1 protein-coding gene is annotated in these 1,204 nt (G+C 47.9%); it reads right to left on the bottom strand.

Annotated features, from left to right (window positions below; genetic code table 11):
- The coding region (locus COV52_07635; GenBank protein PIR10714.1) for a transposase at positions 1–1,131 on the bottom strand (1,131 nt) is incomplete at its 3' end.
- Positions 1,132–1,204 lie beyond the last annotated feature (73 nt).

The raw sequence follows: 1,204 nt of genomic DNA, 5'->3' as shown, positions 1-1,204 counted from the left end.
AGGAAGCTGTTTATGCTTGTAGAGCAGCGTAATACGACTTTGTGAGTCTTCGCATACGGTAAGTTTTGCGCCCCGCATCGTATAACTTTGCGTATGGGTTTGTATTTGATAAATTTTATTGTCATAACGGACTTCTAAATTTTTAGAGATCCCGCGCGTATGCTGTTCACTAAAAATCAACTCTAGGGTCGCATCGTCGGGTAGTGTCTGTCGATGTGCATCCATCTCATTGCGAGGTGCGGCCTCAAATTTCTGGTTAAATTGAGCTATAAACTGTGGTAAAAAGACATTGGCAGAATCGATATCGCTGATACCTTGCAGGCGGAGTTCTTTCACGAGACGGTCTTGCAGTGTCTTATTCACACGCTCGACACGACCTTTGGCTTGAGGGGTATTGGCCGATATCGACTCGATTCCCAGCTCATTCATGGCACGTCCAAATTGAGTTAAACCCTCACCGCTGCCAGGCTCCTTGGCATTGACCTGAAAGATCCCGTGCTTATCGTGATAACAAGCTAATGGGCGCCCTGAGGCTTTCAGATAGGTTTTAAACAAGCGAAAGTAACCTTGGGTGGTTTCAGTCGGTTCAAAGCGCAAGCCTAAAAGCTTGCTTGTCGCGTCATCGATGATAACCAAAAGGCAACAATAATCACCACGCCCCTCAAACCAAGCATGCGGCGATCCATCCGCTTGCACTAACTCACCTAGTGCTTCTCGTCGTTGACGTTGAGGCTGCGCCGTGACGGATTTGCGTTGTTTGCCACGCCACAAACCGGCTTGCATCATGAGTTGGCGAATGCTTTCTTTGGAAAGCTTTAGCTGATGCCGCTCTAGGAGTTTCTCACACGCCAGTGTTGGCCCAAAGTCAGGGTAGTGAGATTTGATCAGGTCAATCGCTTGCCGTTTTAAGGCCTTGTCGAGCTGGTGATTGCTCGGTTTTCCTCGGCGTTTAGACGAGAGCGCCGCCGCTCCATCTCGTTTATAGGCTTGCTTTAATCGTTTAATTTGCCTAGTGCTCAACCCAAGTATCTCGGCGGCAGCGGCCTGCTTCATTTCTTTCCGGATCAGCTTTTCCAGCACTTCAAAGCGTGTTAATTCTTTTTGACTCAACGTTAGCATCTCCTCTGGCATCCGCATGCCTCCTTTTACTAAAAGGGGACATTTTAACTTTGCTCAAAGGGGACATTACAACTTTGCTGCTACA

Source organism: Gammaproteobacteria bacterium CG11_big_fil_rev_8_21_14_0_20_46_22 (assembly GCA_002796245.1).
Lineage (GTDB): Bacteria > Pseudomonadota > Gammaproteobacteria > UBA12402 > UBA12402 > 1-14-0-20-46-22.
The sequence above is the reverse complement of the archived record's forward strand: the minus strand, read 5'-3'. Positions and strand labels throughout refer to the sequence as shown.